At 62.0% G+C, this 8,650-nt stretch carries 6 protein-coding genes; 2 read left to right on the top strand and 4 right to left on the bottom strand.

All coding sequences use genetic code 11. The annotated features are described in order from the left end of the window. Positions 1-69 precede the first annotated feature (69 nt). From HU811_RS21735 to acnA, 3 genes are all read right to left on the bottom strand, one after another. Entirely contained in the window at positions 70-1,635 is a 1,566-nt protein-coding gene (locus HU811_RS21735; protein WP_092403077.1) for a methyl-accepting chemotaxis protein, read from the bottom strand. 78 nt (positions 1,636-1,713) lie between these two features. Beyond that, positions 1,714-2,502, bottom strand: a complete 789-nt coding sequence (locus HU811_RS21730) for a CPBP family intramembrane glutamic endopeptidase (protein ID WP_092459071.1) — start codon at positions 2,500-2,502, stop codon at positions 1,714-1,716. A gap of 113 nt (positions 2,503-2,615) precedes the next feature. After that, complete coding sequence (acnA, locus tag HU811_RS21725; protein ID WP_186658027.1) at positions 2,616-5,357, bottom strand: aconitate hydratase AcnA; 2,742 nt, start codon at positions 5,355-5,357, stop codon at positions 2,616-2,618. A gap of 172 nt (positions 5,358-5,529) precedes the next feature. Here acnA and rlmM point away from each other — a divergent pair, with 172 nt between their 5' ends. Continuing rightward, positions 5,530-6,603 (top strand): 23S rRNA (cytidine(2498)-2'-O)-methyltransferase RlmM, encoded by a 1,074-nt coding sequence (gene rlmM, locus HU811_RS21720; protein ID WP_092459075.1) that lies wholly within the window; start codon positions 5,530-5,532, stop codon positions 6,601-6,603. A gap of 188 nt (positions 6,604-6,791) precedes the next feature. Beyond that, positions 6,792-7,043 carry a sulfurtransferase TusA gene (tusA, locus tag HU811_RS21715; protein WP_092403091.1) on the top strand — a complete coding sequence of 84 codons (252 nt, stop codon included), beginning with the start codon at positions 6,792-6,794 and terminating at the stop codon, positions 7,041-7,043. Here tusA and HU811_RS21710 read toward each other — a convergent pair. Further along, a complete protein-coding gene (locus tag HU811_RS21710) occupies positions 7,040-8,443 on the bottom strand; it encodes an MATE family efflux transporter (protein ID WP_186658026.1) in 1,404 nt (467 codons plus the stop codon). The genes tusA and HU811_RS21710 overlap by 4 nt on opposite strands. Positions 8,444-8,650 lie beyond the last annotated feature (207 nt).

Raw genomic sequence — 8,650 nt, 5'->3', positions numbered from 1 at the left:
AGCGGCCTGTCAGGCAACAAAAAACCCGGAAGCTTGCGCTGTCCGGGTTTCTCATGAGGCAGGCCTCTGTCAGCGGTTAAACCGCTCCACCAACGAATACTGCGTATTGGCGGTGCGGGTCAGTTCTTCGCTCAGTAACGCCGAGCTATGGGCCTGGCCCGAGGTCTGGTCGGCCAGTTCCGAGATGTTGCTGATGTTGCGGCTGATCTCCTCGGCCACCGCGCTTTGTTCCTCGGTAGCGGCAGCGATCTGCGTGGTCATGTCGGTGATGTTGGCCACCGCCTCACTGATGCCCACCAGCGCCGCGTCCGCTTCCATGACCCGAGCCACGCCTTCTTCGGCCTGGCGGTGGCCGGCATCCATGGTCTGCACGGCATTGGTGGCAGTTTGCTGGAGTTTGGCGATCAGGGCGTGGATCTGCCCGGTGGACTCACTGGTACGTTGCGCCAGTTGGCGCACTTCGTCCGCCACCACGGCAAAGCCGCGACCCATTTCCCCGGCACGTGCCGCTTCGATGGCGGCGTTGAGGGCCAGCAGGTTGGTCTGATCGGCAATGCCTTTGATCACGTCCACCACGCCACCGATCTCGTCGCTGTCCTTGGCCAGCTGGGTCACGGTCTGCCCGGTCTCGCCCACCACCACCGACAAACGCTCGATGGCTTCACGGGTTTCCCCAGCGATGTCGCGTCCACGACTGGTCAGGCGATTGGCTTCCTGGGTGGCGTCGGCGGTGCGTTGCACGTGGCTGGCGACTTCCTGGGTCGTCGCGGCCATCTCGTTGACAGCGGTGGCCACCTGTTCGGTCTCCACTCGCTGGCGTTCCAGCCCACTGGAGCTGTTATGGGCCAGCGAGTTCGACTGTCGCGCCTGCTCGTTGAGGTGTTCGGCAGTGTCCTGCAATCGGGTCAGGCAGGTTTTCAGGCGAGCTTCCTGGCTGAGGATCGACATCTCCAGGCGCGCCTGGACGCCACGGCTGTCGGTGTACATCCGGGCGATCAACGGGTCGGAGGTGGTTTGCTCGGCCAGGCGCAGCAGGCGCTTGATCCCGCGCTGCTGCCATTGCAAGCCCATCAGGCCCAGCGGCACCGAGAGCGCGGCAGCCAGGGCAAAGCCCCAGGAGGAATTGAGAAACGCACCAACGACGAAGCTCAACTGGCTGACCAGGATAAACGGCAGCCAGTCCTGCAGGATCGGTAACCATTTGTCGCTGGGCGGGATCGCCGGCTTACCCTGGTTGATACGTTGATAGAGCGCTTCGGCCCGAGTGATCTGCTCGGCACTGGGCTTGACCCGCACCGACTCGTAGCCGATCACCTGGTTGCCTTCGAACACGGGAGTGACGTAGGCGTTGACCCAGTAGTGGTCGCCGCTCTTGCAGCGATTCTTGACGATGCCCATCCATGGCAAGCCTTGTTTCAGCGTGTCCCACATATGGGCGAACACGGCCGACGGCACATCGGGATGGCGTACCAGGTTGTGGGGCGCGCGGATCAGTTCCTCTTTGGAAAACCCGCTGATTTCAACGAATGCGTCGTTGCAATAGGTGATCACACCTTTGGCATCGGTAGTGGAAATCAGTCGTTGTTGGGCCGGGAAGGTCCTTTCGCGTTGTGTGACGGGCTGGTTGTTACGCATGGTGTGTGTAGATCCGCAAGGCTTTGAAAGGTTGTCGGCGCCGTCAGGTTTTTATTGAAGTTATTTTTCCGGTCGGTATCACGCCAGCATCGGGTAGGTAAATAGGGCGAAATGAAGCAGATTGAGGCCAAAGTGGGCGGCAATCGCCGCCCCCAGCCCACCAAAGCGATAAGCCAGGCCGTAACCGACCCCCGCCATGCCCGACAGCAGCACCCATTGCCATCCCGCCCCGGCATGCACCAGGCCGAACAGCAGCGAGGCCAGGAGCAGCGCCAAGTTGTCGCCATAGCTCAGATGCTTGAAGCGCCGGCTCAGGCCTCCCTGAATGTAGCCACGAAACAGCGCTTCCTCCACCAGCGTCACCAATAAAAGATTATTGAGCACCCATATCCAGGCCGGCTCCGGCCACTTCGGTGCCCAATGGATCATTCCCAGCAGCATCGCCCCGCCCAGCGCCAGCACGGCGCTCAGGGTCAGGCCCAGGGCCGTGGCCTGTACCGACAGGCGAAACGTGCGCCTGCCGACGATCCAGGGACACGCCAGCAGTAACCAGAAGCCAATCAGCGGCTTGTCCTGATTCAGGTACATGGCAAATGGCACTGCATCATCGGTGAAGCGTTGCGGCGGGATCGCCCGACCGTTGAAGAAGCCAGGCATCCAGTGCAAGGCCAGCGCCAGGGCCATCACCACAAACAGGCCATGGCCGAGAAACTGGCCAACCGGCGTCTGCTGCTGGCGCACCGCATACCCGGCGAACAGCAACAGCGCGACCGAGATCGCAGCAGTCCAGGCCAGTTGGCCGAAGGCCAGGGCGAGGGCATAGCCGATGGAAAGAAAGGCCAGGTATGGCCAGGGCAGGGCAGGCATAGCACATCCTTGGAGATTGGAAGCGGTTGAGCTGGCAAGACGGGCGGGATTATAGGCAGACCCATACAAAAACACCGCCCATAAAAGGCGGTGTTTTTGTAAGACGCTTCTTTTTATCCCGCAATTAATTGCCGTAGGACGTAGTGCAAAATCCCCCCAGCCTTGAAGTACTCCACCTCATTAAGGGTATCGATCCGGCACAACACCTCGATTCGCTCCTGTCGGCCGTCTTCGCGGGTGATGATCAGCGGCAGGTTCATGCGGGGCGTCAGTTCGACGTCGCTCAGGCCCAGGATGTCCAGGGTTTCCTTGCCGGTGAGGTTCAGGCTCTTGCGATTCTGATCGAGCTTGAACTGCAACGGCAGCACGCCCATGCCCACCAGGTTGGAGCGGTGGATGCGCTCGAAGCTCTCGGCGATCACCGCCTTGACCCCCAACAGGTTGGTGCCCTTGGCTGCCCAGTCCCGGCTCGAACCAGTGCCGTATTCCTGCCCGGCGATCACGATCAGGGGCGTGCCGCTGGCCTGATACGACATGGCGGCGTCGTAGATCGGCATTTTCTCGCCACTGGGGATGTAGATCGTATTGCCGCCTTCTTCGCCGCCGAGCATTTCGTTGCGGATGCGGATATTGGCGAAGGTGCCGCGCATCATGACCTGATGGTTACCGCGCCTTGAACCGTAGGAGTTGAAGTCCCGGGGCTCTACGCCCTGTTCGCGCAGATAGCGGCCGGCCGGGCTGTCGGTCTTGATGTTGCCGGCCGGGGAGATGTGGTCGGTGGTCACCGAGTCGCCGAGCAAAGCCAGGATTTTTGCACCTTCGATATTTTTGATGACCGGTGGCGGCCCACTGATGTTCTCGAAGAACGGCGGGTGCTGGATATAGGTCGAATCCGATTGCCAGACGTAAGTCGCCGCTTGCGGCACCTCGATAGCCTGCCATTGCTCATCACCGGCAAACACGGCGGCGTATTCCTTGTGGAACATGCTGGTGTTCACCTGGGCCACCGCGTTGGCGACTTCCTGGCTGCTGGGCCAGATATCCCGCAGGTACACCGGGTTGCCGTCGCGGTCGTTGCCCAGCGGTTCACTGCTGATGTCGATGCGCACTGTGCCGGCCAGGGCATAGGCAACCACCAGGGGCGGTGACGCCAGCCAGTTGGTTTTGACCAACGGGTGCACGCGGCCTTCGAAGTTACGATTACCCGACAGCACCGAGGCTACCGTCAGGTCGGCGCTCTGGATGGCTTTTTCGATCGGCTCGGGCAACGGCCCCGAGTTGCCGATGCAGGTCGTGCAACCGTAACCCACCAGATCGAAACCCAGTTTGTCCAAGTACTCGGTCAGGCCGGCGGCGTTGTAGTAATCGGTGACCACCTTGGAACCCGGCGCCAGGGAACTCTTGACCCACGGCTTACGGGTCAGGCCTTTCTCCACGGCTTTTTTCGCCAGCAGCCCGGCGGCCATCATCACGCTGGGGTTGGACGTGTTGGTGCAGGAGGTAATGGCTGCAATCACCACCGCGCCGTTTTTCAGGCGATGGGTCTGGCCTTCGAATTCGTACTCGCTTTCCCCCACCTGATCGGCGTTGCCTACCGCGACCCCGCCACCACCTTCGCTTTCCAGGCGGCCTTCTTCTTTGCTGGTGGGTTTGACGTTAAGGCCCAGGAAGTCACTGAAAGCCTGGCCGACATTCGGCAGCGAGACCCGGTCTTGAGGACGCTTTGGCCCGGCGAGACTGGCCTCGACGCTACCCATGTCCAGTTCCAGTGTGTCGGTGAATACCGGTTCCTGGCCAGGCAGCCGCCACAGGCCCTGGGCCTTGCAATAGGCTTCCACCAGCTTCACGGTTTCGGTCGGACGTCCGGACAGGCGCAAGTAGTCCAGGGTCACGTCGTCCACCGGGAAGAAGCCGCAGGTGGCGCCGTATTCCGGGGCCATGTTGGCGATGGTGGCGCGGTCGGCCAACGGCAGGTCGGCAAGGCCGTCGCCATAGAACTCGACGAATTTTCCCACCACACCTTTCTTGCGCAGCATCTGCGTGACCGTCAGCACCAGATCGGTGGCGGTGATGCCTTCGCGCAGCTTGCCGATGAGCTTGAAGCCAATGACTTCTGGAATCAGCATCGACACCGGCTGGCCGAGCATGGCCGCTTCGGCCTCGATCCCACCGACGCCCCAGCCCAGTACACCGAGGCCATTGATCATGGTGGTGTGGGAGTCGGTGCCCACCAAGGTGTCCGGGAACGCGTAGGTCCGTCCGTCTTCCTCTTTTGTCCACACGGTGCGGCCCAGGTATTCGAGATTGACCTGGTGGCAGATGCCGGTGCCTGGCGGCACCACGCTGAAGTTGTCGAAGGCGCTCTGGCCCCAACGCAGGAAGGCATAACGCTCCCCGTTGCGCTGCATTTCGATATCGACGTTCTGTTCGAACGCCTGGCTGCTGGCGAAATTGTCCACCATCACTGAATGGTCGATCACCAGGTCCACGGGTGAGAGCGGGTTGATCCGCTGCGGATCGCCACCGGCCTTTTCCATGGCGGCGCGCATGGCGGCCAGATCGACCACGGCCGGGACGCCAGTGAAGTCTTGCATCAGTACCCGAGCAGGACGGTATTGAATTTCCCGGTCGGAACGACGCTCCTTCAGCCAGCCGGCCAGGGCCTTGAGATCGGTGCCGGTGACCGTTTTTTCATCTTCCCAGCGCAGCAGGTTCTCCAGCAGTACCTTGAGGGACATGGGCAACCGGTCCAGGTCTCCCAGGCTTCGGGCGGCGTCCGGCAGGCTGAAATAGTGGTAAATCCTGGCGTCGACTTGCAGCGTTTTAAGGGTTTTCAGGCTATCGAGGGACGGCATTGAAATGACTCCTTTGAGTCCGCACGGCTACGGACTGACGGGACGGACAGAGCCTTTAACCTAGCCCTGTTTTGAACGTATGACTAATCACTGGACTCTACGAGCAGGTTTGGGGTTCCGAACTCCGCTATCATGCGCCGGTTTTCGTGACAGGCTTTGCTACGGAGTTTCAATGAACACGCTTTTCATGCACTGCCGACCAGGTTTCGAAGGCGAGGTCTGTTCCGAGATCGCCGAACACGCCGCACGGCTGAACGTGGCCGGCTACGCCAAGGCCAAGCCGGCCAGCGCCTGCGCCGAATTTGTCTGCACCGAAGACGACGGCGCCGAGCGACTGATGCGCGGCCAGCGTTTCGCCGAGCTGATTTTTCCGCGTCAGTGGGCGCGCGGCACCTTCATCGATCTGCCGGAAACCGACCGCATCAGTGTCATCCTGGCCCACATGGCCGATTTCCCGACCTGCGGCAGCCTGTGGCTGGAGGTGGTGGACACCAATGACGGTAAAGAACTGTCGAACTTCTGCAAAAAATTCGAAGGGCCGCTGCGCAAGGCGCTGACCGGCGCCGGCAAACTGGTGGATGACCCGCACAAGCCGCGCCTGCTGTTGACCTTCAAGAGCGGTCGCGAAGTGTTCCTGGGCCTGGCGCAGCCCGATAATTCGGCCATGTGGCCGATGGGCATTCCACGCCTGAAATTTCCTCGCGAGGCACCGAGCCGGTCCACCCTCAAGCTGGAAGAGGCCTGGCACCACTTTATTCCTCGGGATCAGTGGGACGAGCGCCTGCACAGCGACATGACCGGTGTGGACCTCGGCGCCGCGCCGGGCGGCTGGACCTGGCAACTGGTCAACCGCGGCATGCTGGTGACGGCCATCGACAACGGGCCGATGGCCGAAAGCCTGATGGACACCGGTCTTGTACAACACCTGATGGCGGACGGCTTTACCTTCAAACCCAAGCAGCCGGTGGACTGGATGGTCTGTGACATCGTCGAGAAGCCGGCGCGTAATGCGGCGATGCTGGAAGAGTGGATCGGCGAAGGGCACTGCCGCGAGGCGGTGGTCAACCTCAAGCTGCCGATGAAGCAGCGTTACGCCGAAGTGAAACGCTTGCTCGAACGTATCGCCGACGGCTTCAAGGCCCGGGGCATCAAGGTCGAGATCGGCTGCAAGCAGCTATACCATGACCGTGAGGAAGTGACGTGTCATCTGCGGCGGCTGGACACGAAAAAGTCGAAGTCCCGCTAATCCCCTAAGGACAATGAAATCCCCTGTGGGAGCGAGCCTGCTCGCGATAGCGTCGGGCCAACCAACATTGATTTCCACTGATACACCGCTATCGCGAGCAGGCTCGCTCCCACAGGGGACGGCGTTAAGCCAGGGGTGACCGCGCACCGACATTGCGCGACAATACCCGCCAGTTTCAGGAGTAGAACATGAGTGAAATAAACGATACGCCGGTCGACGGCACGCTGGATGCCACGGGCCTCAATTGCCCGGAGCCGGTGATGATGCTGCACCAGCATATCCGCGACCTGGCCCCCGGCGGATTGCTGAAGGTGATCGCCACCGACCCTTCGACCCGCCGTGACATCCCCAAGTTTTGCGTGTTTCTCGATCACGAACTGGTGGCCCAGCATGAGGAGGCTGGCACGTACCTCTACTGGATCCGCAAGAAGCTCGCTTAGTCCGCCAAACGACTGATGCGGATCTGCTTGCGTGCGCTGCGGGCCAGGCGAATCGACAGCATCAGCGCCGCGCAGCTCAAGCCCACGATCAGGCCCTGCCACAAGCCACTCGGGCCGCTGGCCGCCCCGAGCCAGTCGGTCAGGCCCAGGATGTAACCCACGGGCAGGCCAATGCCCCAGTAGGCGAACAGCGTCAGGATCATCGTCACCCGAGTGTCCTGGTAGCCGCGCAATGCCCCCGCCGCCGTGACCTGGATCGCATCGGAAAACTGAAACAGCGCCGCATACACAATCAGCATCGACGCCACTTCGATCACCACCGGATCGCCGGTATAGATCGCCGCGATGGGCCCGCGCAGCCAGAACATCAGGCTCGCCGACAGGCAGGCATACGCCAGCGCCGTACCCATGCCGACGCCGGCGGCGAAGCGCGCTTCGCGAGGCTGGCGCCGGCCCAGGGCCTGGCCGACCCGCACCGTCACAGCCATGCCCAACGAATAGGGAATCATGAACACCAGGGAGCTGAAGTTCAGGGCAATCTGGTGCCCGGCCACCACGGTGGCGCCGAGGCTGCCGATCAGCAGGGCAATCACCGCAAAAATGCTCGATTCGGCAAACACCGCGATGCCAATTGGCAGGCCGATGCCCAGCAGGCGCTTGATGACGGTCCATTGTGGCCAGTCGAAGCGGTTGAATAGCCGGCTCGACTGGTAGGCCGGCGCCCAGCGCGCCCAACCGGCCATGCCCAGGGCCATGAACCACATCACCAGGGCCGTGGCCCAGCCGCAACCGACGCCGCCCATGGCGGGCAGGCCCAGATGCCCGTAAATGAAGATGTAATTGAGCGGAATGTTCAACGCCAGCCCGCACAAACCCAGCACCATCGCCGGTCGCGTTCGGCCCAGGCCGTCGCTGAAGCAGCGAAGCACGTGATACAGGGCCACCGCCGGCAGGCCGGTGGCGATGCCTTGCAGGTACTCCATGCAAGGTCCGATCAGTTCGGGGTCCACGTTCATGATGTGCAGGATCGGTTCGGCGCCGAGCAGCGCCAGCGTCGCGATCAATCCCACCACCAGCGCCAGCCACAACGCCTGGCGCACCAGCGGACCAATTTCGTCGAACGTGCCGGCGCCGAAGCGCTGGGCGACTTTCGGCGTGGTGGCCAACAGTGTGCCGGTCATCAACAGGAACACCGGCACCCAGATCGAATTGCCCAGAGCCACCGCCGCCAGGTCCCTTGGCCCGACCCGGCCGGCCATCACCGCGTCGACAAAGCCCATGGCAGTGGTCGCCAACTGCGCCACCATGATCGGCAATGCCAGGGCCAGCAGCGTCTTGAGCTCCAGGCGAACCCGGGCCGGGCGGGAGAGGGGGGTGGTGTAGTCGATCACAGGATTCACAGGCCAAACGTCCGAAAAAAGAGAAGCGCGAGGCGGCGCATTCTACGCCTTGACACAGTGGTCAGGAAAAAACCTGTGTTGTGGATTTGTAATCGTTTAGCTGGCATGCGAATACCTTGTGGCGAGGGGATTTATCCCCGCTCGACCGCGCAGCAGTCGCAAAGTCGCAGGGCGCTGCGCACCCAACGGGGATAAATCCCCTCGCCA

Source organism: Pseudomonas tehranensis, assembly GCF_014268615.1.
Classification (GTDB): Bacteria; Pseudomonadota; Gammaproteobacteria; order Pseudomonadales; family Pseudomonadaceae; genus Aquipseudomonas; species Aquipseudomonas tehranensis.
Note: the sequence above shows the minus strand (reverse complement) of the source record. Positions and strands in the feature narration are given on the sequence as shown.